Origin of the sequence: Streptomyces sp. DSM 40868, assembly GCF_011820545.1 — a bacterium.
GTDB lineage: Bacteria > Actinomycetota > Actinomycetes > Streptomycetales > Streptomycetaceae > Streptomyces > Streptomyces eurythermus.
The window spans coordinates 6,190,295-6,214,086 of the sequence record NZ_CP050504.1; the positions used below are offsets into that span (position 1 = coordinate 6,190,295).

The 23,792-nt window shown below is 72.1% G+C and carries 23 protein-coding genes; 22 read left to right on the forward strand and 1 reads right to left on the reverse strand.

Features of this window, described 5'->3' with window-relative positions; translation table 11 throughout:
- Window positions 1-204 precede the first annotated feature (204 nt).
- The 6 genes from HB370_RS28295 (at window position 205) to ftsH (ending at window position 9,899) form a co-directional block, all read left to right on the forward strand.
- Window positions 205-1,683, forward strand: coding sequence for a hypothetical protein (locus HB370_RS28295; RefSeq protein ID WP_030785149.1), 1,479 nt, complete (start codon window positions 205-207; stop codon window positions 1,681-1,683).
- Between the two features lie 343 nt (window positions 1,684-2,026).
- On the forward strand, window positions 2,027-3,364 hold the full coding sequence (locus HB370_RS28300) for an ammonium transporter (RefSeq protein ID WP_030785145.1): 1,338 nt from the start codon (window positions 2,027-2,029) through the stop codon (window positions 3,362-3,364).
- Window positions 3,361-3,699, forward strand: a complete 339-nt coding sequence (locus tag HB370_RS28305; RefSeq protein ID WP_030612756.1) for a P-II family nitrogen regulator — start codon at window positions 3,361-3,363, stop codon at window positions 3,697-3,699. The genes HB370_RS28300 and HB370_RS28305 overlap by 4 nt, the downstream gene beginning before the upstream one ends.
- A gap of 29 nt (window positions 3,700-3,728) precedes the next feature.
- Window positions 3,729-6,185: a [protein-PII] uridylyltransferase gene (locus HB370_RS28310; RefSeq protein ID WP_030785142.1), complete on the forward strand. Its 2,457-nt coding sequence runs from the start codon at window positions 3,729-3,731 to the stop codon at window positions 6,183-6,185.
- 84 nt (window positions 6,186-6,269) lie between these two features.
- Complete coding sequence (ffh, locus tag HB370_RS28315) at window positions 6,270-7,823, forward strand: signal recognition particle protein (protein WP_030785139.1); 1,554 nt, start codon at window positions 6,270-6,272, stop codon at window positions 7,821-7,823.
- Window positions 7,824-7,952: 129 nt separating this feature from the next.
- Complete coding sequence (gene ftsH / locus HB370_RS28320; RefSeq protein WP_030785136.1) at window positions 7,953-9,899, forward strand: ATP-dependent zinc metalloprotease FtsH; 1,947 nt, start codon at window positions 7,953-7,955, stop codon at window positions 9,897-9,899.
- Here ftsH and HB370_RS28325 read toward each other — a convergent pair whose 3' ends face one another.
- Window positions 9,900-10,742 carry an SAM-dependent methyltransferase gene (locus HB370_RS28325; RefSeq protein ID WP_208974451.1) on the reverse strand — a complete coding sequence of 281 codons (843 nt, stop codon included), beginning with the start codon at window positions 10,740-10,742 and terminating at the stop codon, window positions 9,900-9,902.
- Window positions 10,743-11,280: 538 nt separating this feature from the next.
- On the opposite strand from HB370_RS28325, the gene HB370_RS28330 reads away from it, so the two are divergent.
- The 16 genes from HB370_RS28330 to whiG all read left to right on the forward strand — a co-directional run bounded on the left by HB370_RS28330 (window position 11,281) and on the right by whiG (window position 23,738).
- The gene (locus HB370_RS28330) at window positions 11,281-11,883 is read left to right on the forward strand and encodes a hypothetical protein (RefSeq protein ID WP_030785132.1); all 603 of its coding nucleotides are present in this window, start codon (window positions 11,281-11,283) and stop codon (window positions 11,881-11,883) included.
- Window positions 11,884-12,189: 306 nt separating this feature from the next.
- Window positions 12,190-12,609: a 30S ribosomal protein S16 gene (gene rpsP, locus HB370_RS28335; protein WP_030785131.1), complete on the forward strand. Its 420-nt coding sequence runs from the start codon at window positions 12,190-12,192 to the stop codon at window positions 12,607-12,609.
- A 5-nt stretch (window positions 12,610-12,614) separates the two neighbouring features.
- The gene (locus HB370_RS28340; RefSeq protein ID WP_030612780.1) at window positions 12,615-12,854 is read left to right on the forward strand and encodes an RNA-binding protein; all 240 of its coding nucleotides are present in this window, start codon (window positions 12,615-12,617) and stop codon (window positions 12,852-12,854) included.
- Window positions 12,855-12,936: 82 nt separating this feature from the next.
- Window positions 12,937-13,482 carry a ribosome maturation factor RimM gene (rimM, locus tag HB370_RS28345; RefSeq protein WP_030785129.1) on the forward strand — a complete coding sequence of 182 codons (546 nt, stop codon included), beginning with the start codon at window positions 12,937-12,939 and terminating at the stop codon, window positions 13,480-13,482.
- Window positions 13,479-14,312, forward strand: a complete 834-nt coding sequence (trmD, locus tag HB370_RS28350; protein ID WP_030785127.1) for a tRNA (guanosine(37)-N1)-methyltransferase TrmD — start codon at window positions 13,479-13,481, stop codon at window positions 14,310-14,312. The genes rimM and trmD overlap by 4 nt, the downstream gene beginning before the upstream one ends.
- Window positions 14,313-14,448: 136 nt before the next feature.
- The gene (rplS, locus tag HB370_RS28355; protein WP_030785125.1) at window positions 14,449-14,799 is read left to right on the forward strand and encodes a 50S ribosomal protein L19; all 351 of its coding nucleotides are present in this window, start codon (window positions 14,449-14,451) and stop codon (window positions 14,797-14,799) included.
- A 44-nt stretch (window positions 14,800-14,843) separates the two neighbouring features.
- Window positions 14,844-15,545, forward strand: a complete 702-nt coding sequence (gene lepB / locus HB370_RS28360; protein ID WP_030785122.1) for a signal peptidase I — start codon at window positions 14,844-14,846, stop codon at window positions 15,543-15,545.
- Window positions 15,538-16,626 (forward strand): signal peptidase I, encoded by a 1,089-nt coding sequence (gene lepB / locus HB370_RS28365; protein WP_030785119.1) that lies wholly within the window; start codon window positions 15,538-15,540, stop codon window positions 16,624-16,626. Before lepB (HB370_RS28360) ends, lepB (HB370_RS28365) begins: the two co-directional genes overlap by 8 nt.
- The gene (lepB, locus tag HB370_RS28370) at window positions 16,517-17,524 is read left to right on the forward strand and encodes a signal peptidase I (RefSeq protein ID WP_078637571.1); all 1,008 of its coding nucleotides are present in this window, start codon (window positions 16,517-16,519) and stop codon (window positions 17,522-17,524) included. The genes lepB (HB370_RS28365) and lepB (HB370_RS28370) overlap by 110 nt, the downstream gene beginning before the upstream one ends.
- An 85-nt stretch (window positions 17,525-17,609) precedes the next feature.
- Complete coding sequence (gene lepB, locus HB370_RS28375; protein WP_030785113.1) at window positions 17,610-18,395, forward strand: signal peptidase I; 786 nt, start codon at window positions 17,610-17,612, stop codon at window positions 18,393-18,395.
- 79 nt (window positions 18,396-18,474) lie between these two features.
- On the forward strand, window positions 18,475-18,942 hold the full coding sequence (locus HB370_RS28380; protein WP_208974536.1) for an NUDIX hydrolase: 468 nt from the start codon (window positions 18,475-18,477) through the stop codon (window positions 18,940-18,942).
- A 55-nt stretch (window positions 18,943-18,997) separates the two neighbouring features.
- The gene (locus HB370_RS28385; RefSeq protein WP_014675276.1) at window positions 18,998-19,306 is read left to right on the forward strand and encodes a DUF2469 domain-containing protein; all 309 of its coding nucleotides are present in this window, start codon (window positions 18,998-19,000) and stop codon (window positions 19,304-19,306) included.
- A 96-nt stretch (window positions 19,307-19,402) separates the two neighbouring features.
- Window positions 19,403-19,795, forward strand: coding sequence for a YraN family protein (locus tag HB370_RS28390; RefSeq protein WP_106980691.1), 393 nt, complete (start codon window positions 19,403-19,405; stop codon window positions 19,793-19,795).
- Complete coding sequence (locus HB370_RS28395; protein WP_030785104.1) at window positions 19,796-21,421, forward strand: YifB family Mg chelatase-like AAA ATPase; 1,626 nt, start codon at window positions 19,796-19,798, stop codon at window positions 21,419-21,421. It abuts the gene before it with no gap.
- Window positions 21,418-22,575 (forward strand): DNA-processing protein DprA, encoded by a 1,158-nt coding sequence (gene dprA, locus HB370_RS28400; protein ID WP_030785103.1) that lies wholly within the window; start codon window positions 21,418-21,420, stop codon window positions 22,573-22,575. The genes HB370_RS28395 and dprA overlap by 4 nt, the downstream gene beginning before the upstream one ends.
- A gap of 320 nt (window positions 22,576-22,895) precedes the next feature.
- Window positions 22,896-23,738, forward strand: coding sequence for an RNA polymerase sigma factor WhiG (gene whiG, locus HB370_RS28405; RefSeq protein ID WP_030785101.1), 843 nt, complete (start codon window positions 22,896-22,898; stop codon window positions 23,736-23,738).
- Window positions 23,739-23,792 lie beyond the last annotated feature (54 nt).

The window sequence follows — 23,792 nt, forward strand, 5'->3', positions numbered from 1 at the left end:
GTACGCCCGGGGTGGGAGGGTGATCGTGAGATTACTCTGAGTGCGCGAGTTCACGGGGGCGCATGCGCGCGCGGGTAAGCCGGAGGCAAGCCGACTGCTCGTTCGAAGGGTGACAATCGCCGGACAGGAGGCGTTATTTACCGGCATTCTGATAAGGTTTGGCGCACCAGGTGACAAGTGGTCTCAGGAAATGGGGGCATCCCAGTGGGCGGCAACGGCGGTAGCGGTACGAGCGCTGAAAAGCGCCCCAACGAGCTGCTCGGCTCGTGGTTCGTGCGCAGCGGCTGGTCCAAGGGCGAGCTGGCCCGGCAGGTGAACCGCAGGGCACGCCAGTTGGGCGCCAACCACATCTCGACCGACACCTCGCGGGTGCGCCGCTGGCTCGACGGGGAGAATCCCCGGGAACCGATCCCGCGCATCCTGTCCGAGCTGTTCTCCGAACGCTTCGGCTGCGTCGTCTCCGTCGAGGACCTCGGGCTGCGCGCCGCCCGGCAGTCGCCCGCCGCCTCCGGGGTCGACCTGCCCTGGACCGGGGCCCAGACGGTCGCCCTGCTCGGCGAGTTCTCCCGCAGCGACCTGATGCTCGCCCGGCGCGGCTTCCTCGGCACCTCCCTCGCCCTGTCCGCCGGCCCCTCCCTGATCGAGCCCATGCAGCGCTGGCTCGTGCCCACCCCCGGCTCCCCGGCCCCCGCCGAGCCCGCCCCCGTGCTCGACTCCCGCCGGCCGGGCAGGCTCTCCCGGCCCGAGCTGGAGCTGCTGGAGTCCACCACCCGCATGTTCCGCAAGTGGGACGCCCAGTGCGGCGGCGGACTGCGCCGCAAGGCGGTCGTCGGCCAGCTGCACGAGGTCACCGACCTGCTCCAGGAACCCCAGCCCGAGGCCACCACCCGCAAGCTGTTCCAGGTCGCCGCCGAACTGTCCCAGCTCGCCGGCTGGATGTCGTACGACGTCGGCCTCCAGCCCACCGCGCAGAAGTACTTCGTGCTCGCCCTGCACGCCGCCAAGGAGGCCGGCGACAAGCCGCTCGGCTCCTACATCCTGTCCAGCATGAGCCGTCAGATGATCCACCTCGGCCGGCCCGACGACGCCCTGGAACTGATCCACCTCGCCCAGTACGGCAGCCGTGACTGCGCCGGCCCGCGCACCCAGGCCATGCTGTATGCGATGGAGGCCCGCGCCTACGCCAACATGGGCCAGCCCGGGAAGACCAAGCGGGCCGTCCGCCTCGCCGAGGACACCTTCGCCGAGATCGACGAGTGGGACGAACCGGACCCCGACTGGATCCGCTTCTTCTCCGAGGCCGAGCTGTACGCGGAGAACTCCCACTCCTTCCGCGACCTCGCCTACAACGCCGGGCGCAGCCCCAGCTACGCCTCCCTCGCCGAACCCCTCATGCGGCGCGCCGTGGAACTGTTCGCCAAGGACTCCGAGCACCAGCGGTCGTACGCGCTCAACCTCATCGGCATGGCCTCCGTGCACCTGCTCCAGCGCGAGCCCGAGCGCAGCACGGAGTACGCGGCGAAGGCCCTGGACGTCGCCAAGAAGGTCCGTTCCGAACGGGTGAACACCCGTATCCGCAAGACGGTCGGCACGGCCGTACGCGACTACGGCGAGCTGGCCGCCGTGGTCGACCTCTCCGAGAAGCTCGCCGCCGACCTGCCGGAGGCCGCCGAGGCCGGCTGACCCCGGTACCCCCCCAGCCCCGGCCGCGGCCGGTCCTCGCGAACTGCCCGACTCGGCTCCCCCATGCCAGGTCGTCGAGAGGACCGCCGCGGCCGGTTCGTTCCCCCACGGGGATCACCCCGCGGAAGGTTGCGCCACGATAACGACCGGCGCGGCCCGGCATCTCCCGCTTCATCGACGCGTAACACACAGGGCGCCTTCGTCACCCCGGCGAAACAACGAGGGGCTTCCACCGAAACCGCGCTGCGCGAGTCTCGTGGCGCACAACCGGCCCACCCCTCACCCGACCGGACCGCTCAGGCACCGCCCGCACGGGGCCGTACCAATCGACGAGGAGACGCCGATGGCACCAGCCATCATGCTTGCGGCGGACGCACCCAGACTGTCGTCCGCCAACACAGGCTTCATGCTCATCTGTTCCGCCCTGGTGATGCTCATGACCCCGGCCCTCGCCTTCTTCTACGGAGGCATGGTCCGCGTCAAGAGCACCCTGAACATGCTGATGATGAGCTTCATCAGCCTCGGGATCGTCACCGTCCTGTGGGTGCTCTACGGCTTCTCCCTCGCCTTCGGCAACGGCAACCGCCTGATCGGCTACAACGCCGACTGGATCGGCCTCAGCGACATCGGCCTCACCGAACTCTGGGACGGCTACACCATCCCGGTCTTCGTCTTCATGGTCTTCCAGCTGATGTTCGCCATACTCACCCCCGCCCTGATCAGCGGCGCCCTCGCCGACCGGGTCAAGTTCTCCGCCTGGGCGCTCTTCGTCGCCCTGTGGGCGACCATCGTCTACATCCCCGTCGCCCACTGGGTCTGGGCCTCCGACGGCTGGGCCTTCAAGCTGGGCGTGATCGACTTCGCGGGCGGTACGGCGGTCCACATCAACGCCGGTGCGGCGGCGCTCGGTGTCATCCTCGTCATCGGCAAGCGCGTCGGCTTCAAGCGGGACCCCATGCGCCCGCACAGCCTCCCGCTGGTCATGCTCGGCGCCGGTCTGCTCTGGTTCGGCTGGTTCGGCTTCAACGCGGGCTCCTGGCTCGGCAACGACGACGGCGTGGGCGCGCTGATGTTCGTCAACACGCAGGTCGCCACCGCCGCCGCGATGCTGGCCTGGCTCGGCTACGAGAAGATCCGGCACGGTGCCTGCACCACCCTCGGCGCCGCCTCCGGCGCGGTCGCCGGCCTGGTCGCCATCACCCCCTCCGGCGGCGCGGTCTCCCCGCTCGGCGCGATCGCCGTCGGCGCCATCGCCGGCGTCGCCTGCGCCGCGGCCGTCGGCCTGAAGTTCAAGTTCGGCTACGACGACTCCCTCGACGTCGTCGGCGTCCACATGGTCGGCGGCATCCTCGGCTCCCTGCTCGTCGGCTTCTTCGCCACCGGCAAGGGCCAGTCCACCGCCACCGGCGTCTTCTACGGCGACCACAGCTTCGACCAGCTGTGGAAGCAGTGCGCGGGCGTCTTCGCGGTCCTCGCCTACTCGCTGATCGCCTCCGCCGTCCTCGCCTTCCTCCTCGACAGGACCCTCGGCATGCGGGTCACCGAGGACGAGGAGATCTCCGGCATCGACCAGGCCGAACACGCCGAGACCGCATACGACTTCAGCGGAGCGGGCGGCGGCGTCGCCGGTATCGCCACCGCTGCCCCGGCCGCCGCGCAGACCCGGAAGGTGGACGCATGAAGCTCATCACCGCAGTCGTCAAGCCCCATCGGCTCGACGAGATCAAGGAAGCCCTCCAGGCCTTCGGCGTGCACGGGCTCACCGTCACCGAGGCCAGCGGCTACGGCCGGCAGCGCGGCCACACCGAGGTCTACCGCGGCGCCGAGTACACCGTCGACCTCGTCCCCAAGGTCCGCGTGGAGGTACTGGCCGAGGACGACGACGCCGAGCAGCTGATCGAGGTCATCGTCAAGGCCGCCCGCACCGGCAAGATCGGGGACGGCAAGGTGTGGTCCCTGCCGGTGGAGACCGCCGTCCGCGTCCGCACCGGCGAGCGCGGTCCGGACGCGCTCTGACCAGCACCGACAGGAAGAGGAGTCGCCGGGTGACGGGCACGGACACGCACACAGGGACAACAGACCCGGGGACCGGCGGCTACGCGGCGGCCCGGCTGCGCCTCCTCACCGAGGACGCGCGGTCCGGGCCGCCGCGCCGTTCCGCCCTCGCCGGACTGACCGACGACTGGCTCGCCGGACTGTTCGGCGCGGCCGCCGGCCCGGCCCGGGGCGTCTCCCTCGTCGCCGTCGGCGGCTACGGCCGCGGCGAGCTGTCCCCGCGCAGCGATCTCGACCTCGTCCTGCTGCACGACGGCTCCGACCCCGCCGCCGTGGCCGCCCTCGCCGACCGGATCTGGTACCCCGTCTGGGACCTCGGCCTCGCCCTCGACCACTCCGTGCGCACCCCCGCCGAGGCCCGCACCACCGCCGCCGAGGACCTGAAGGTCCAGCTCGGCCTGCTGGACGCCCGCCACCTGGCCGGCGACACCACCCTCACCGCCGGCCTGCGCACCGCCGTCCTCACCGACTGGCGCAACCAGGCCGCCAAGCGCCTGCCCGAACTGCGCGAACTGTGCGCCGAGCGCGCCGCCCGCCAGGGCGAACTGCGCTACCTGCTCGAACCCGACCTCAAGGAGGCCCGCGGCGGCCTCCGCGACGCCACCGCCCTGCGCGCCGTAGCCGCCTCCTGGCTCGCCGACGCCCCGCGCGAGGGACTGGCCGACGCCCGCCGCCGCCTGCTCGACGTCCGCGACGCCCTCCACCTGGCCACCGGACGCGCCACCGACCGGCTCGCCCTCCAGGAACAGGACCAGGTGGCCGCCGAGCTGGGCCTGCTGGACGCCGACACCCTGCTGCGCCAGGTCTACGAAGCCGCCGGCGTCATCGCGTACGCCGCCGATGTCACCTGGCGCGAAGTGGGCCGCGTCCTGCGCGCACGCGCCGTACGGCCACGCCTGCGCGCCATGCTCGGAGGCGGCCGGCCGGCCGCCGAACGCTCGCCGCTGGCCGAGGGCGTCGTGGAACAGGACGGCGAAGTGGTGCTCGCCCGCGCCGCCCGCCCCGACCGCGACCCCGTCCTGCCGCTGCGCGCCGCTGCCGCCGCCGCGCAGGCCGGCCTCCCGCTCTCCCCGCACGCCGCCCGGCACATGGCCGCCACCGCCCGCCCCCTGCCCACCCCCTGGCCCGCCGAGGCCCGTGAACAACTGGTCACCCTGCTCGGCTCCGGCCGCCCGACCGTCGAGGTCTGGGAGGCGCTGGAGGCCGAGGGCCTGATCGCCCGCCTGCTGCCCGACTGGGAACGGGTCCGCTGCCGTCCCCAGCGCAACGCCGTCCACATCTGGACCGTCGACCGGCACCTCATCGAGACCGCCGTGCGCGCCTCCGCCCTCACCCGCCGGGTCGGCCGCCCCGACCTGCTCCTGGTCGCCGCCCTGCTGCACGACATCGGCAAGGGCTGGCCCGGCGACCACTCGGTGGCCGGCGAGATCATCGCCAAGGACGTCGCCGCGCGGATCGGCTTCGACCACGCCGACGTCGCCGTGCTGGCCACGCTGGTCCGCCACCACCTCCTGCTCATCGAGACCGCCACCCGCCGCGACCTGGACGACCCCGCCACCGTCCGCTCCGTCGCCGACGCGGTCGGCACCCAGAGCACCCTGGAACTGCTGCACGCCCTCACCGAGGCGGACGCCCTCGCCACCGGCCCGGCCGCCTGGTCCTCCTGGCGTGGCAACCTCGTCGCCGACCTGGTCCGGCGCGTCTCCGGGGTCCTCGCCGGGGCCGCCCCCGACGAGCCCGAGCCCGCCGCGCCCACCGCCGAACAGGAGCGCCTCGCCATCGAGGCCTTCCGCACCGGCGGCCCGGTCCTCGCCCTGCGCGCCCAGACCGAACCCGTGCCCGGCACCCAGCCGCCGCCCGGCGAACCGGAACCCCTGGGCGTCGAGCTGCTCATCGCCGTCCCCGACCAGCCGGGCGTCCTGCCCGCGGTCGCCGGGGTCCTCGCCGTGCACCGCCTCACCGTCCGCACGGCGGAACTGCGCGCCCTGCGGCTGCCGGACGACGTGGACGACGACGGCACGATCCTCCTGCTCGACTGGCGGGTCGCCGCCGAGTACGGCTCCCTGCCCCAGGCGGCCCGGCTGCGCACCGACCTCGTCCGCGCCCTGGACGGCACCCTGGACATCGCCGGCCGGCTCGCCGAACGCGACGCCGCCTACCCCCGCCGGCGCGGCTGGACCGCCCCGCCGCCCCGGGTCACCGTGGCCCCGGCCGCCTCCCGCCACGCCACGGTGATCGAGGTCCGCGCCCAGGACGCGCCCGGCCTGCTGCACCGCATCGGCACGGCCCTGGAGAAGGCGGGCGTACGGGTGCGGAGCATGCACGTGTCGACGCTCGGCGCGAACGCCGTGGACGCCTTCTACGTCACGACGGGCACGGGCGCGCCGCTGCCGGCGGACGACGCGGGGTCACTGGCACGGGTGCTGGAGGAGACGCTGCGGGGGTGACCTTCCCGGCCAGGGCCGATCCGCTTGCGGAGCCAGATACTCTTGAGGGCGACCCAGCTTCCGACTCTGAGGACCGACGCCGCCGTGTTCGATACTCTCTCCGACCGTCTCTCAGCCACCTTCAAGTCCCTCCGGGGCAAGGGCAGGCTCAGCGAGGCGGACATCGACGCCACGGCACGTGAGATCCGCATCGCGCTCCTCGAAGCCGACGTGGCCCTCCCTGTCGTCCGTTCGTTCGTCAAGAAGGTCAAGGAGCGGGCGCTCGGGGTCGAGATCTCCAAGGCGCTCAACCCCGCGCAGCAGTTCATCAAGATCGTCAACGACGAGCTGGTGGAGATCCTCGGCGGGGAGACCCGCCGCCTCCGCTTCGCCAAGCAGCCGCCCACCGTGATCATGCTGGCCGGTCTCCAGGGTGCCGGTAAGACCACCCTCGCGGGCAAGCTCGGCCGGTGGCTCAAGGAACAGGGCCACTCCCCGCTGCTGGTCGCCTGTGACCTCCAGCGCCCGAACGCCGTGAACCAGCTCAGCGTCGTCGCCGAGCGCGCCGGTGTCGCGGTGTACGCGCCGGAGCCGGGCAACGGCGTCGGCGACCCGGTGAAGGTCGCCAAGGACTCCATCGAGTTCGCGAAGTCCAAGGTCCACGACATCGTGATCGTGGACACCGCCGGCCGTCTCGGTATCGACGCCGAGATGATGCAGCAGGCCGCGGACATCCGGGACGCGGTCCAGCCCGACGAGATCCTGTTCGTCGTCGACGCGATGATCGGTCAGGACGCCGTCAACACCGCCGAGGCATTCCGCGACGGCGTCGGCTTCGACGGCGTGGTGCTCTCCAAGCTCGACGGCGACGCCCGCGGTGGTGCCGCGCTGTCCATCCGGCAGATCACCGGCAAGCCGATCATGTTCGCGTCGAACGGCGAGAAGCTGGACGACTTCGACGCCTTCCACCCGGACCGGATGGCCTCCCGCATCCTCGACATGGGTGACCTGCTCACCCTGATCGAGCAGGCGGAGAAGACCTTCAGCCAGGAAGAGGCCGCCAAGATGGCCTCCAAGCTGGCGTCCAAGAAGGGCCAGGACTTCACCCTGGACGACTTCCTGTCCCAGATGGAGCAGGTCAGGAAGATGGGCAGCATCAGCAAGCTGCTCGGCATGCTCCCGGGCATGGGCCAGATCAAGGACCAGATCGCCAACCTGGACGAGCGGGACGTCGACCGCACCGCCGCGATCATCAAGTCCATGACCCCGGCCGAGCGCCAGGACCCGACGATCATCAACGGCTCCCGCCGGGCCCGTATCGCCAAGGGCTCCGGTGTCGACGTCAGCGCGGTCAAGGGCCTGGTCGAGCGGTTCTTCGAGGCCCGCAAGATGATGTCCCGCATGGCCCAGGGCGGCGGCATGCCGGGCATGCCGGGGATCCCGGGCATGGGCGGCGGCCCGGGCCGGCAGAAGAAGCAGCAGAAGAAGGCCAAGGGCAAGCAGCGCTCCGGCAACCCGATGAAGCGCAAGCAGCAGGAGCTGGAGGAGGCCCGGCGCCGCGAGGCCGCCGCGCAGGCGGGCGGCGCGTTCGGCCTGCCGGGCCAGCAGGGCGGCCAGGACTTCGAGCTGCCGGACGAGTTCAAGAAGTTCATGGGCTGACCGGGCACCGGTCCCGGACCGGCCCGTACGTCGTCGGGGGCGTCCTTCCGCCGGAAGGGCGCCCCTCGCGCATGGGCGGTGGCGGCCCTTGCGCATGCCGGTGCCCGGACGGTGTCGTACCGTCCCGGTATGACCAACCCCGCTCCGTCGCGCAGGTCGCCGGACCAGCCCTGGCGCACCGAGGGCGCCCCGGAGGAGCCGCCGCGGCAGCCTCCCGGCGGGCGCGGGATGCGCGGCGGCTGGTGGCGGCTCATCCTCACCGCGCTGATCGTGTACCTGATCGCCAACCTGGTGCTGTCGTACGTCGACCAGGCGAACGAGCCGACGATCTCGTACACCGAGTTCAGCAGACAGGTGGACGCCGGCAACGTCGACAAGATCTACGCCAAGGGCGACTCCATCCAGGGCCAGCTCAAGAAGGAGCGGAAGAACCCGGAGGGCGGCGGCGGGTACACCAAGTTCAACACCGAGCGGCCGTCGTTCGCGGACGACGACCTGTGGACGAACCTGACCCGGCACAAGGTCACCGTCACGGCCGAGCCGGTCGTGCAGCACCGCAGTTTTCTCGCCAACCTGCTGATCTCGCTGGCGCCGATGCTGCTGCTGATCGCCGTGTGGGTGTTCATCGCGCGGCGGATGAGCGCGGGGCTCGGCGGTGCGGGCGGGATGCTCGGCCGCAAGGCGCCGCCGAAGCCGGTGGAGCTGGTGCCGGGGGAGAAGCGGACCACGTTCGCCGACGTGGCCGGCATCGACGAGGTCGAGGCCGAGCTGAACGATGTGGTCGACTTCCTGAAGAACCCCGACGCCTACCGCCGGATGGGCGCCAAGATGCCCCGGGGCGTGCTGCTCGCGGGCCCGCCCGGCACCGGCAAGACGCTGCTGGCGCGGGCGGTGGCCGGCGAGGCGGGCGTGCCGTTCTTCTCCGCCTCGGCCTCGGAGTTCATCGAGATGATCGTGGGCGTGGGCGCCTCCCGGGTACGGGAGCTGTTCGCGGAGGCCCGCAAGGTGGCGCCGTCGATCATCTTCATCGACGAGATCGACACCATCGGGCGGGCGCGCGGCGGCGGCGCGTCGATGGGCGGCCACGACGAGCGCGAGCAGACGCTGAACCAGATCCTCACCGAGATGGACGGCTTCTCCGGCTCGGAGGGCGTGATCGTGATCGCCGCCACCAACCGCGCCGACATCCTCGACCCGGCGCTGACCCGGCCGGGCCGCTTCGACCGGGTGGTGCAGGTCTCGCCGCCGGACCGGGGCGGACGCGAGGCCATCCTGCGCATCCACACCCGGGAGATCCCGCTCGCCGAGGACGTCGACCTCGCCCAGGTGGCCCGTACGACACCGGGCATGACGGGCGCGGAGCTGGCGAACCTGGCCAACGAGGCCGCGCTGCTCGCGGTGAAGCGCAAGCAGCGGCAGGTGACCGGCTCCGACCTGTCGGAGGCGCTGGAGAAGGTGCAGCTGGGGGCGGAGCGTTCGCTGGTGATGCCGGAGGAGGAGCGCAGGCGCACCGCGTACCACGAGAGCGGGCACGCGCTGCTGGGCATGCTGCAACCGGGCGCCGACCCGGTCCGCAAGATCACGATCGTGCCGCGCGGCCGGGCGCTGGGCGTCACGCTGTCGACGCCCGAATCGGACAAGTACGCGTTCACCGAGGAGTACCTGCGCGGCCGGATCATCGGCGCGCTGGGCGGAATGGCGGCCGAGCAGGTGGTCTACGGGGTGATCACCACGGGCTCCGAGAGCGACCTGGAGCAGGTCACCAGCATCGCCCGGGGCATGGTGTCGCGCTGGGGCATGAGCGAGCGGGTGGGCAGGCTGTCCGCGCTGCCGAACGACGCCCAGCAGGCCTACGGCCTCGCCGCCGCCCCGGGAACCCTCGATGTGATCGACGCGGAGATGCGGAGGATCGTGGACGAGTGCTACGAGGAGGCGCGCCGCAAGCTCCGCGACCACCGGGGGCAGCTGGACGCGCTCGCGCACGCCCTGCTGGAGAACGAGACGCTGGAGGAGGCGGACGCCTACCGCATCGCCGGGATCACCCGCCTGGGCAAGGACACCGACGACAGGACCTAGCTAGGGCACCCGGGCGACCAGGTAGCGGAAGACGTTCGGCATCCACACCGTGCCGTCCGGGCGGCGGTGCGGGTGCAGGGCTTCCGTCAGCTCCTTGTCGACCTGCCGGGCGTCGGTCGCCTCGATCGCCGCGTCGAACAGGCCGGTCGACAGCAGTCCCCGTACGGCGCTGTCCAGGTCGGCGTAGCCGAACGGGCAGGCGACCCGGCCGGAGCCGTCGGGCCGCAGCCCGGCCCGGGCGGCGGCCTCCTCCAGGTCGTCGCGGCGGGCGGGCCGCCAGCCGCCGGCGCCGGGCAGCGGGTCGGCGAGGCCGGCGGCCGCGCGCAGCACCGCGGAGGTGGCGCAGCGCTCGGGCGGGCCCCAGCCGGCCAGCACCACGGCGGCCCCGCGCGCGGCCAGCGGCAGGGCGGCGGCGAGCAGCTCGCCGAGCCCGTCCCCGTCGCCCGGGTCGAAGACGGTCACCAGGGTGTACGGTCTCCCGCCGGCCGGTTCGGCGGGTGGTTCGCCGAGGAGTCGGGGGGCCGTACGCGCGCGTGCGGCGCCGGGTGGGCCGTCCGGCAGCAGGCGTGCGCGCGCGAGGGCGAGCCGTTCCGGGAAGGCGGAGTCGACGCCGGTGACCGCGGCGCCCCGGGCGGCCGCCAGCAGCAGGGCGAGCCCGGCCCCGCAGCGCAGGCCCAGCAGCCGGCTTCCGGGGCCCACGTCGAGCCGGTCGTAGACGGCTTCGTAGAGCGGTACGAGCATCCGCTCCTGGATCTCGGACCAGTCACGCGCGCGTGCGCTCAAGTCCACGCGGGGTGCCGGGTCCGCGTGAGCCACGTGCTGCCGCACGAGCGTAGATGTCATAGAAGCGCCCCAATCCGCCGACGGTTCGTCGCCTGTATTCGGTCGCGTGGCCCCCGTGCCGTGCGCGCGCACTTCCCACGTATGCCAGGTAACTCCGGGCCCGCGATGTCGTCCAGGGGTTTCGGGGTCCGGCTTGGGCCCTGTACGCGGGAGTGGCGAGAATTCACATTCCGGCAACCTGGCGGGCCGTACGGTGGCCGCGGACGGGGGAGCGGCCGGTGCCGGCGGGGGCGGGCCGGTGGCGGGCGGTGCGGCGGCACGCGGTAACGTCGCGCGGGCGGGACGCCGGCCGGGACGGCACGGCGGGCCGCGAACGGCCGGATGCGGCTCCCGCTGCCGACGGCCCTCGTCGCCTCCGGGCCCACCGGCGGTGCGTAGCGCGGACTACGCACCAGCTTGGGCGGAGCTGTGACGCTTCTCCGCAGATCAGCGCACCCGCCCTCGTCAGGACGCATCAGCGGCAACTGACGGGTACGTGCAAATTATTTGGGATGCCCCGGAATAGGAACACAGAGGCACCCCCGCTCGTTGTCATTACGTGAGCACGACACAGACACAGACACCACCTGTTCTCGCCGCAGAGCTGGCGCAGGCGTGGGCCGACATTCAGCGGCACCACCCCGAGCTGCCGGACCTGGCCGCACCGGAGTCCCTGATCGGAGAGTCGTCGTCCGCGTGTGGTCACGAACTCTCCTTCGAACGGCTCCTCCATGAGGCGGTGCACGGCATCGCCGCGGCCCGGGGCATCCGGGACACCTCCCGGGCCGGCCGCTACCACAACCGTCGTTTCCTCGCGATCGCCGAGGAGCTGGGCCTGGACCACCCCGAGGAGCCGCACCCGAGCAGCGGTTTCTCCCTGGTCACGCTCAACGCCGAGGCGAAGCGGCGCTACCGCCCGACCATCGAGCGGCTGCAGCGCGCGCTGAAGGCCCACCTGGCCGCCACCTCCGCCGACACCTCCCGCACCTTCCGCGGTCCGGCCGCCCGGCACGGCTCCTCCGGCGGCGGCGTCCGGGTCAAGGCGGTGTGCGACTGCGGGCGCAACGTCCGGGTCGTCCCGTCGGTCCTCGCCCAGGCGCCCATCGTCTGCGGCGGCTGCGGCAAGCCGTTCAGGATCCCGGAGGTCATGGGGGCGGCGTAGGCGCGGCGCGCGGACACCGGCATCTCGTGGCTGCCGGACCGCGGGCGGCGACCTCACCGCACCGGGCAGCGCACCCGACGTGCCCTCACCTCCACGCCGGGTGCCGCTGTACCCTGCCCCGCACCCGGCTCACCACCCTCGGCCGGAAGCGGCCCGCTGGGTATGGCAGAATGGCTAGCTGTACTCGACAGCCGCACAGGACCCCTCTCTCCTCCGGCTGACGCGTCCATCGGGCACTCGGGTACCGCAACCCCACGCGGCGTCTCGCCGTGCCCAACCACGTCAATTCCAGGAGAACCCACTCCCGTGGCAGTCAAGATCAAGCTGAAGCGTCTGGGCAAGATCCGTTCGCCTCACTACCGCATCGTCGTCGCCGACTCCCGTACCCGCCGTGACGGCCGGGCCATCGAGGAGATCGGCAAGTACCACCCGACCTACAACCCGTCGGTCATCGAGGTGGACGCCGAGCGTGTGGCGTACTGGCTCGGTGTCGGCGCGCAGCCGACCGAGCCCGTGCTCGCCATCCTGAAGAAGACCGGCGACTGGCAGAAGTTCAAGGGCGAGCCGGCTCCCGCGCCGCTGCTCGTCGCCGAGCCCAAGCCGGCCCGTCCGTCGTTCGAGGCTCTCGGCGGTGACGACGAGGGCAAGGGTGAGGCCATCACCCAGAAGAAGAAGGCTGAGAAGAAGGACGAGGCCGCGGCTGAGTCCGAGTCGACCGAGGCCTGAGCAGCATGCTCGAAGAGGCGCTTGAGCACCTCGTGAAGGGCATCGTCGACAACCCTGACGATGTGCAGGTCGCCTCGCGCAACCTGCGCCGCGGACGCGTGCTGGAGGTCCGGGTCCACCCGGACGACCTCGGCAAGGTGATCGGTCGCAACGGCCGTACCGCGCGCGCCCTGCGTACCGTCGTGGGCGCCATCGGCGGTCGCGGTGTCCGCGTCGACCTGGTCGACGTGGACGACGTCCGCTGACGCTTCATCGCAACCGGCTCGGGCCGGGGAGGGCCATTGGGCCGTCCCCGGCCCGCAGTCGTATGACAGGAGATTTGGACAGGTGCAGCTGGTAGTCGCACGGATCGGCCGTGCCCATGGCATCAAGGGCGAGGTCACCGTCGAGGTACGTACCGACGAGCCGGAACTGAGGCTCGGCCCCGGCGCCGTACTCGCCACGGATCCCCCTTCGGCGGGACCGCTGACCATCGCCACGGGGCGGGTGCACAGCGGCCGCCTCCTGCTGCGCTTCGAGGGCGTCACCGACCGCACCGCGGCCGAGGCCCTGCGCAACACCCTGTTGATCGCCGAGGTGGACCCGGAGGAGCTCCCCGAAGGCGAGGACGAGTACTACGACCATCAGCTGATCGACCTGGACGTGGTCACCGAGGACGGCACGGAGGTCGGCCGGATCACCGAGATCTCCCACCTGCCCTCGCAGGACCTGTTCATCGTGGAGCGCCCGGACGGCAGCGAGGTGCTGATCCCGTTCGTGGAGGAGATCGTCACCGAGATCGACCTGGCCGAGCAGCGCGCGGTCATCACGCCGCCGCCCGGCCTGATCGACGACCGCGCCGAGATCGCCTCCGCCAGGGACGAGGACGCATGAGGCTCGACGTCGTCACGATCTTCCCCGAGTACCTCGAACCGCTGAACGTCTCCCTCGTCGGCAAGGCACGCGCGCGCGGGCAACTGAACGTCCACGTGCACGACCTGCGCGGCTGGACGTACGACCGGCACAACACGGTGGACGACACCCCGTACGGCGGCGGCCCCGGCATGGTCATGAAGACCGACCCCTGGGGCGACGCCCTCGACACCGTCCTCGCCGACGGCTACGAGTCCGGCGCCCACGCCCCCGCGCTGATCGTGCCCACGCCCAGCGGCCGACCCTTCACCCAGGAACTGGCCGTCGAACTGTCCGAACGCCCCTGGCTGATCTTCACACCGGCCCGCTACGAGGGCATCGACCGGCGCGTCATGGACGAGTACGCCACCCGCCTGCCCGTCTACGAGGTCTCCATCGGCGACTACGTCCTGGCCGGCGGCGAGGCGGCCGTCCTGGTCGTCACGGAGGCCGTCGCCCGGCTGCTGCCCGGCGTCCTCGGCAACGCCGAGTCCCACCGCGACGACTCCTTCGCCCCCGGCGCGATGGCGAACCTCCTCGAAGGCCCCGTCTACACCAAGCCGCCCGTCTGGCGCGGCCGGGACATCCCCGAGGTGCTGCTCAGCGGCCACCACGGGAAGATCGCCCGCTGGCGCCGCGACGAGGCGCTGAAGCGAACGACCGCCAACCGGCCCGACCTGATCGAGCGCTGCGACCCCAAGGCCTTCGACAAGAAGGACCGCGAGATGCTCTCCATCCTGGGCTGGGAACCGGACCCGGCCGGGGAGCCGTACGGCCGATTTTGGCGCCGCGCCGAGGGCGTGGAAGAATAGGCCGCTGTTGTGCGTCCGTCCGGCGAGCGCCCCTGCCACAGGGGGACACGACGCCCGCCCCGACCCGCACGGCAGTCCTCCTGGAACCCCTAGTTTCCGTTGATGACCTGTGGCATCAGCGAGGAAAGCAGACGAAATGTCTCACCTGCTCGACTCCGTCGACTCCGCGTCGCTGCGCAGCGACATCCCGGCCTTCCGCCCGGGTGACACCGTCAACGTCCACGTCCGCGTCATCGAGGGCAACCGCTCCCGTGTGCAGCAGTTCAAGGGCGTTGTGATCCGCCGCCAGGGCTCCGGTGTCCGCGAGACCTTCACGGTCCGCAAGGTCTCGTTCTCCGTCGGCGTCGAGCGCACCTTCCCGGTGCACACCCCGATCGTCGAGAAGATCGAGCTGGTCACCAAGGGTGACGTGCGCCGCGCCAAGCTGTACTACCTCCGTGAGCTGCGCGGCAAGGCCGCGAAGATCAAGGAGAAGCGCGAGAACTGAGCGCTCTGACGGTTCACAGCGGGGCCGGATAGCATCTGGCCCCGATGGACACCGAAGCACAGCCGACGCAACGCGACCGCTCCTCCCACCCCGGTTCCCCGGGGGCGGAGGGCCGGTCGCGTTTCGCGTGGGCGGCCCGGCTCGCCGACTGGCTCCCGGGCGGCCGGATCACCCTCACCCTCCTCACCGGCCTGGCGTTCCTGCTGGTCCTCAACGCCTTCGTGGTGCAGCCGTTCCAGATCCCGAGCGGATCCATGGAGCAGGGGCTGCGGATCGGGGACCGTGTCCTCGTGAACAAGGTCGCGTACCGTTTCGGAGCCCAGCCGCGCCGCGGTGACGTGATCGTGTTCGACGGAACGGGGTATTTCGGCGACGCCGACTACGTCAAGCGGGTCGTCGGGGTAGGGGGAGACCATGTGGTCTGCTGCGACAAGCGGGGGAGGCTCGAGGTGAACGGCCGGCCGGTCGACGAGACCGCGTTCCTCTACCCGGGGGACAGCGCCTCCAGCGTGCCCTTCGACGTCGTCGTCCCTCCGGGCCGGCTGTTCGTCCTCGGCGACCACCGCAGCGACTCCAGCGACTCCCGCGACCACCTCGGCTCGCCCGGCGGCGGCATGATCCCCGTCGGGGACGTCATCGGCCGGGCCGACTGGATCCTGTGGCCGTACCGCCACTGGACGCACCTGACCCGGCCGTCCGCCTACGCGCGCGTGCCCGACGTCCCGGCGGAGGGCGGCCATGGGTAACCGCGGCAAGCCCCGCGGGGGGCCCGCCGGCCCCGCCGGTGATCCGCTGCCCACCGGGACCCGCCGCACCTCCGCGCCCGGCGGCGGCCGCACCCGCGCGGAGCGCCGCAGACTCCAGCGCAAGGTCAAGCGCAAGCGCCGGCGCTCGGCCGTCCGGGAGATCCCCCTCCTGGTGGGCGTCGCCGTCCTCATCGCGCTCGTCCTGAAGACCTTCCTCGTCCAGGCGTTCGTGATCCCGTCCGGGTCCATGGAGGACACGATCCGGATCGGCGACCGGGTACTGGTCGACAAACTCACCCCCTGGTTCGGCGCCGAACCGGAGCGCGGGGACGTCGTCGTCTTCCACGACCCGGGCGGCTGGCTCCAGGACGAGCAGACCGCCAAGAAGAGCGACCCGGTCGTCCTCAAACAGCTCAAGGAAGGGCTCGGCTTCATCGGCCTGCTGCCGTCCGACAACGAGAAAGACCTGATCAAACGGGTCATCGGGGTCGGCGGTGACCATGTGAGGTGCTGTGACGCACAGGGGCGCGTCACCGTCAACGGCGTGCCGCTCACCGAGGGCGACTACCTCTACCCGGGGGACCAGCCGTCCGTCACGCCCTTCGACATCACCGTCCCCGAGGGCCGGCTGTGGGTCATGGGCGACCACCGGGGCAACTCCGCGGACTCCCGCTCCCACCAGGACACCCCCTACGGCGGCACGGTCTCCGTGGACTCGGTCGTCGGCCGCGCCATGGTCATCGGCTGGCCGGTCGGACACTGGACGCGCCTGACGGAACCTAAAACCTTCGCAAGCGTCCCCGACTCGGCGTCGGGGACGGCCGCCGCTCCCCAGGTGTCGCATAGGGTTGCCCCGGAGAATCGGAATGGAATGACACGGCTTGCGACCCCTGCGGAACTCCCGCTCGTTATGGGAGTGGTGGGCCTGCGCAGTGTGTGGGGCAGGCAGCGGCACAGAGTGAGGAGTTGGCGTGGGGGATGTGGCGGTTGGCGCACGGTCGGGGCACGACGGCGAGGAGCACCGCGGGCACCCCGGGGGACAGGACGTTCCCGTACCGGACGGCGCCGTGAACTCCGGTGACGGCCGGGCGGACGGCGACGAGGGCACGCCGGAGGGCGAGCCGCGCGCCGGGACCGCGGCGCCGGTCACGGGGACGCGCGGGCCCAGGCAGTCGCGCTCCTTCTGGAAGGAGCTGCCGATCCTGGTCGGCATCGCGCTGGTCCTGGCGCTGCTGATCAAGACGTTCCTGGTGCAGGCGTTCTCGATCCCGTCCGACTCGATGCAGAACACCCTCCAGCAGGGTGACCGCGTCCTGGTCGACAAGCTCACCCCGTGGTTCGGCTCCGAGCCCGAGCGCGGCGAGGTCGTCGTCTTCCACGACCCGGACAACTGGCTGGCGGGCGAGCCGACGCCGACCCCGAACCCGGTGCAGAAGGTCCTCAGCTGGATCGGCCTGATGCCCTCGGCGGAGGAGAAGGACCTCATCAAGCGGGTGATCGGAGTCGGCGGCGACACGGTCGAGTGCAAGAACAGCGGCCCGCTGAAGGTCAACGGCAAGCCGCTGGACGAGCCGTACGTCTACCCGGGCAACACGCCGTGCAGCGTGGACGACCAGGGCGGCCAGTTCACGGTGAAGGTCCCCAAGGGCTACATCTGGGTGATGGGCGACCACCGCCAGAACTCCCGTGACTCCCGCTACAACCAGTCCGACAAGAACCACGGCATGGTTCCCGTGGACAAGGTCGTCGGCCGCGCGATCGTCAAGGCCTGGCCCATCAACCGCTGGGGCACCCTGCCCGTCCCCGACACCTTCGACCAGCCCGGCCTCGACCGGCAGTCCTCCGCCGCCGCGTCCCTGACGGCGGCCCCGCAGGGCCTGGCCGCCGCGGCGGTGCTGCCGGTGGCGCTGTGGCGCCGTCGGCGGAACGAGAGCGAGGCGGCGGGGGCGCGAGGGCCGGTGGCGACCGGCGAGCTGTGACGCCGGACAGACCGAGACCGGGCCCACCCGAAGAAGGTCACGGAGGGCTGCCTCCGCTAGGTACCGCCGGGTAGGGTGCGGGTCCATGGGTGGCGAGAGCATGACGCGTACGGCCCCGTCGGGCGGCGGCACCGGCACGGCACGGACCGGCGGCGGCCGGCTCGGGCAGCGGCTGTCCGGACTCGCGGTGGCGCTGGGGCTGGTGATGTTCCTCGGCGGCTTCGCGTGGGCGGCGCTGGTCTACCGGCCCTACACCGTCCCGACCGGCTCCATGTCGCCCACCATCGCCATCGGCGACCGGGTGCTGGCCCAGCGGGTCGACGGTGACGAGGTACGACGCGGTGACGTGGTCGTCTTCGAGGACAAGAACTGGGTCGCCGACTCCAAGGTGGTCAAGCGCGTCGTCGCCGTGGGCGGGGACACCGTCTCCTGCTGCACCGACGGCAAGCTGACCGTCGACGGCAAGCCGATCGAGGAGCCCTATCTACCCAAGGGCAGCCTGGCCGAGCTCAACGGCTTCGGCACGGTGACCGTCCCCGAGGGCCGGCTCTTCCTCCTCGGCGACGAACGCCAGGGCTCCCTGGACTCCACCGCCCACCTCAGCGAGGCGGCGCGGGGCACCGTCTCCCGCGACGCGGTCTCGGCCCGTGTGGACGCCGTCGTCTGGCCCTGGAAGGGCATGCTCAAGCGCCCCGCCGGTTTCGAGACGCTGGGCGCCCTCTCCGAGCCGGGCCCGCTGCGCACGATCGAGGTGCTGATCGTGGCCGGCGCGGTCCTGGTCCTCGGCGGTGGCGCCTACGGCCCGGTCGCGGCCCGCCTCGGCCGCTCCCGCACCGCCCCGACCCGTACGGAGACGGCCGGTGCCCGCTGAGACGACGCGGCCGACGGGGGAGCCGCACGAGGACGACCGGACGTACGAGGGTGCGGGCGGCCCGGGCGGCCCGCGCAAGGTGGCGCGGGTGGTGCTGCTCGACCCTCAGGACCGCATCCTCCTCCTGCACGGGCACGAGCCGGACGACCCGGACGACGACTGGTGGTTCACGCCCGGCGGGGGACTGGAGGGCACCGAGACGCGCGAGGAGGCCGCGCTGCGGGAACTCGCGGAGGAGACCGGCATCACCGATGTCGAACTGGGCCCCGTGCTCTGGCGGCGGCGCTGCTCGTTCCCGTTCGCGGGCCGCCGCTGGGACCAGGACGAGTGGTACTACCTGGCCCGCACCAGCCAGACGGCCACCGCGGCGACGGGGCTGACGGAGCTCGAGCGGCGCAGTGTCGCCGGAGCGCGCTGGTGGACGTGTGGGGAACTGGCCCGGGCGCATGAGACGGTGTACCCGACCAGACTCGCCGAGCTGCTGCGCACGCTGCTCGTCGAAGGTCCCCCCGCCAGGCCCGTGACCCTCGACACGGAAATCGTCTGAGGGATCGTCGGACTGGCGCACAATGGTGGGACGCACGGCTGAAGGGGAACATGCCATGAGCGCCGAGGACCTCGAAAAGTACGAGACCGAGATGGAGCTGAAGCTCTACCGGGAGTACCGAGATGTCGTCGGTCTGTTCAAATACGTGATCGAGACCGAGCGGCGTTTCTATCTCACCAACGACTACGAGATGCAGGTGCACTCGGTTCAGGGCGAGGTGTTCTTCGAGGTCACCATGGCCGATGCCTGGGTCTGGGACATGTACCGGCCGGCTCGCTTCGTCAAGCAGGTGCGCGTCCTGACGTTCAAGGACGTGAACATCGAGGAGCTGAACAAGAGCGATCTGGAGCTGCCGGGCGGCTGATGACCTGCGGCTTCAGGGAACGTCACCTGTTCGGGTGACGAAGTTTTCCACAACCGCCGAGTAGTCCCCCAAGATCAACAACGGGGCTCGGAATGCGTGACGGTTGGCGCCGGAGGAGGTGCCGACATGAACGCACGTGAGGCAATCGGCAAATACGGCGAGGACCTGGCCGCCCGGCGGCTCGCCGAGGCCGGCATGACGATCCTGGAGCGCAACTGGCGCAGCGGACGGTCCGGCGAGATCGACATCGTGGCGCGGGACGGGGACGCGCTCGTCGTCTGCGAGGTGAAGACCCGCAGGGGCGGTTCGTACGAGCATCCGATGGCTGCGGTGACCCCCGAGAAGGCGGCCAGGCTGCGGGCCCTCGCCGAACACTGGGTCCAGGCCCATGGAGGGGCTCCGCCGGGCGGCGTCCGCATCGACCTGGTCGGCGTCCTCCTGCCCCGCCGGGGCGCGCCTTCCGTCGAGCACGCGCGGGGGGTGGCCTGAATGGCGTTCGCCCGCACCTGCTCCGTCGCCCTGGTGGGCGTCGAGGGCGTGGTCGTCGAGGTCCAGGCCGACCTGGAACCCGGCGTGGCGGCCTTCACCCTGGTCGGCCTCCCGGACAAAAGCCTGACGGAAAGCCGCGACCGGGTACGAGCGGCGGTGGTGAACTCGGGCGCGACCTGGCCGTCCAAAAAACTCACCGTGGGCCTCAGCCCGGCGTCGGTTCCGAAGGCCGGCTCGGGCTTCGACCTGGCCGTCGCCTGCGCGGTGCTCGGCGCCGCCGAACGGATCGATCCCCGTGTCCTCGCCGACATCGTCATGATCGGAGAGCTGGGACTGGACGGCCGGGTGCGCACGGTCCGGGGCATCCTGCCGGCCGTCCTCGCGGCAGCCGACGCGGGATACGAGCAGGTGGTCGTGCCCGAGTGCGCCGCCGCCGAGGCATCACTCGTCCCCGGTGTCTCCGTGCTCGGGGTCCGCAGCCTGCGCCAGCTCATCGCGGTCCTCGCCGAGGAACCGGTACCCGAGGAGGAACCGGACGGGCCGGGCCGGCCCGATCCCCTGCTGGCCGGGCTGCGCGTGCCGGGCACGGGCGCGGCCACCGGCATGCACAGCGTGGGCGCCGCACAGCACGACCACGATCACGACCTGGCGGACGTCGTGGGGCAGACCGCCGCCCGTACGGCCGTGGAGGTGGCCGCGGCGGGCGGACACCACCTGTTCCTGGAGGGGCCGCCAGGCGCGGGCAAGACCATGCTCGCCGAACGCCTGCCCGCGGTCCTGCCCCGGCTCACCCGGGAGGACTCCCTGGAGGTCACGGCCGTGCACTCGATCGCCGGGCTGCTGCCACCGGGCAAGCCGCTCATCGACGTCGCTCCCTACTGCGCGCCCCACCACTCCGCCACGATGCAGTCACTCGTCGGCGGCGGCCCCGGCATCGCCCGGCCCGGGGCGGTGTCCCTGGCCCACCGGGGCGTGCTCTTTTTGGACGAGGCCCCCGAGTTCCACAGCCAGACCCTGGACGCCTTGCGACAGCCACTGGAGTCGGGGCACGTCGTGATCGCCCGCAGCGCCGGTGTGGTCCGGTTCCCGGCGAGGTTCCTGATGGTCCTGGCGGCCAACCCCTGCCCCTGCGGCCGCTTCTCGCTCCGTGACTCGCTGTGCGAGTGCCCGCCGTCGGCGATCCGCCGCTATCACTCCCGGCTGTCCGGACCGCTGCTGGACCGGGTGGATCTCCGGGTGGAGGTCGACCCGGTCACCCGGGCCCAGCTCACCGAGCCCGGCGCCCGGGGGGAGTCCACGGCGACCGTGGCCGACCGGGTGCGGCAGGCCCGGGAGCGGGCGGCGGCCCGCCTCGCCGGCACGCCGTGGCGCACCAACAGCGAGGTGCCCGGCCGTGAACTGCGCAGCCGGTACCACGCCGCCGCCGGGGCGATGGACGAGGCCGAACGCAGCCTGGAGCGCGGCGTGCTCACCGCTCGCGGCATCGACCGGGTGCTGCGCGTCGCCTGGACGATCGCCGACCTCGTCGGGCACGACCGCCCGGACGTGACCGATGTCGCCCTGGCCCTGCACCTGCGCACCGGCGTCCCGCGAGGGGTGCCGATGGCCATCGGGGCGTACACATGACCGGCGCGGGGGACGGAGACGAACTGCTCGGCCGGGTCTTTCTGGCGCGGGTCGTCGAGCCGGGAGACGAGGTCGCGGGGCGGTGGGTGCGGGAGTTCGGGGTGGGGGAGGTGGTGCGGCGGCTGCGGTGTGGGGGTGAGGCCCTGCCGGGGGTCACCGCCACCCGGTGGGCGGGGCTGCTCGCGCGGGCCGGGCGGGCCGAGCCGGAGCGGGATCTCGCGCTCGCCCGGGCCGCCGGGGCGCGGTTCGTGTGCCCGGGGGACGGCGAGTGGCCCCGCCAGCTCGACGACCTCGGCGACGGCCGGCCCCTCGGACTGTGGGTGCGCGGCCGGCCCAGCCTGCGGATGTGGGCGCTGCGCTCCGTCGCCGTGGTCGGCGCCCGCGCCTGCACCGAGTACGGCACCCACACCGCGGCCACCCTCGCCGCCGGCCTAGCCGAGCACGGCTGGGTGGTGGTGTCGGGCGGCGCCTATGGCATCGACGGCGCCGCCCACCGGGGCGCCCTCGCCGCCCGCGGCGCCACCGTCGCCGTCCTGGCCTGCGGTGTCGACCAGCCCTACCCCCGTGGCCACGCCGCGCTGATCGGCCGGATCGCCCACCAGGGACTGGTGGTCGGCGAGCTGCCACCCGGCGATCATCCGACCCCCAGCCGGTTCATCCTCCGCAACCGCGTCATCGCCGCGCTGACCCGGGGCACCGTCGTCGTGGAGGCCGCCCGCCGCAGCGGCTCGCTGGCCACCGCGCGGGCCGCACAGCGCCTCGGCCGGTTCACCATGGGCGTGCCCGGCCCGGTCACCAGCGCCCTCTCCGCGGGCGTGCACGATCTGCTGCGCGGCGAGGCCACCCTGGTCACCGACGCCACCGAGATCATCGAACTCGTCGGCGCCATGGGCGATCTCGCACCCGTCCGGCGCGGCCCGGTGCTCCCGCGCGACCTGCTGGACCCGCACGCCCGCGGGGTGCTCGCCGCCCTGCCCGCGGGCCGCGCCGCACCCGTGGAGGAGATCGCGCTCGGCGCGCGCACCACCCGGGAGGACGCGATCGCGAGGCTGTACGAACTCCGAGCGCTTGGCTATGTCGAACGACACGGCGATGGCTGGAAGTTGACACGCCAGGCGGTGATCTCGGTCCGCGACGGTCACCCGCCGTGCTGACCGACCGTGTTCGGCCGTCCGGGGGAACCCCCGACAGCCTTGGGGTTTCCCGGAGTTGACACATCCGGCCGGTCACGGAGAGCGAACCATGGCCCCCGGTCACCCGCCCGGCGTGAGCCCCCGCGCACGAGTGGAGCCGTCTTGTTCGCACACCGCGACTCCGCAGTCACGCTACGCTCACGAAGGTGCGACGCAGACCGCGTCAACCCGACATCAGACCGACACCTCACCCCAGTCAGCCCCTTCTCCGCACCGACCCCACTCCCTCCCACTTCACAGCACATCACGGCACTTCACGGCAGAACGGCACAAGGCGACGAATGCCCCAGCACACCTCCGGGTCCGACCGGGCGGCGATCCCCCCAGCCGCCCGCGACGGTGGCAGCGCCCGACCGCCCGCACCCTCGACGCTCGACGAGCTGTGGCGGTCGTACAAGGCGACGGGGGACGACCGGCTGCGGGAGCAGCTGATCCTGCACTACTCGCCGCTGGTCAAGTACGTGGCGGGCCGGGTCAGCGTCGGACTGCCGCCCAATGTGGAGCAGGCCGACTTCGTCTCCTCGGGGGTGTTCGGGCTGATCGACGCGATCGAGAAGTTCGACATCGACCGGGAGATCAAGTTCGAGACGTACGCGATCACCCGGATCCGCGGGGCCATGATCGACGAGCTGCGGGCGCTGGACTGGATCCCCCGCTCGGTGCGGCAGAAGGCGCGCAACGTCGAGCGTGCCTACGCCACCCTGGAGGCGCGGCTGCGGCGGACGCCGACGGAGGGCGAGGTCGCCGCCGAGCTGGGCATGGAGGTCGACGAACTGCACGCCGTGTTCAGTCAGCTGTCGCTGGCCAACGTGGTGGCCCTGGAGGAGCTGCTGCACGTCGGCGGCGAGGGCGGGGACCGGCTCAGCCTGATGGACACGCTGGAGGACACCGCCGCCGACAACCCGGTGGAGGTGGCCGAGGACCGGGAACTGCGGCGCTTCCTGGCCCGGGCGATCAACACCCTGCCCGAGCGGGAGAAGACCGTCGTCACCCTCTACTACTACGAGGGGCTCACCCTCGCCGAGATCGGCAATGTCCTCGGCGTCACCGAGAGCCGGGTCAGCCAGATCCACACCAAGTCCGTGCTCCAGCTGCGGGCCAAGCTGGCCGCCTTCGGCCGGTGAGTCCTCCCGTTCGCCGGGGCTGGTCCGTAAAGTGGTCGGCGTGCCAAGGATTCG